The sequence below is a fragment of the Polynucleobacter sp. MG-27-Goln-C1 genome (genome assembly GCF_018881905.1).
In the GTDB taxonomy this organism is placed as follows: Bacteria; Pseudomonadota; Gammaproteobacteria; order Burkholderiales; family Burkholderiaceae; genus Polynucleobacter.
Window position 1 is genome coordinate 1 of record NZ_JACVPM010000010.1, and the last position, 755, is coordinate 755.

Below are 755 nucleotides of genomic sequence, written 5' to 3' on the forward strand. Positions count from 1 at the left end.
AACGTCCAAACATAATCATGCTTCTTTCGAAACAGCTCTTTATTTTTACTAAATAACTCTTGATATTCTTTTATGGCTAGCTTGTTGAAAGACAAACTGCCTTTGTGATAGACGAATGAATCTTCTGCAATTGCGAGATCAAATCCAATTTTTTTCGCACGAAAACAATAATCGTCATCCTCGAACATCCCAATTCCAAAACTTTCATCCAATAAACCTATCCTATCGATGACTGAACGACGGATGGCTACACAAAAAAATCCTAACTTTTCTGTGAAATAGACTTCATTCTTTTGACGCTCGAGATAGCCTTGAATTTTTTCTTCAAAATTTCCTTCATTCAAACCCTCAATCTCAATGCGTTGCTCATTTCCAGCTGAATTAGTAACGGGGCCTATAAGGCCGACCTTAGGGTAGCGATCAAATGTCTTCAATAAACAACTTAGCCAACCTGTTGGCACCAAGGTGTCATTATTCAGCAGGATGATAAATTCTCCATCAGCCATCTTAATGCCATCATTATTGCCACCTGCATAGCCTTTATTCATGCTATTTAACCGAAGCTTTATTGATGTATTTTTTTCTGCAATTGACTTAAGGTATTCGACAGTACCATCAGTAGAGGCATTGTCTACTAGGATGAGCTCATAGGAGCCTTCGGGAGTATTTCTGAGAATGCTTTCAATGCAAGGCTTTGTCGCTGCTGCTAACTGGTTATAGCAAAGAACGATGATGCTGGTGAGTTTTATATCCAT

The 755-nt window shown here is 38.4% G+C and carries 1 protein-coding gene; it reads right to left on the reverse strand.

Annotated features, from left to right (window positions below):
* Nucleotides 1–755: glycosyltransferase family 2 protein (locus ICN14_RS10325; RefSeq protein ID WP_216226395.1), on the reverse strand; the 755-nt coding region annotated here is incomplete at both ends.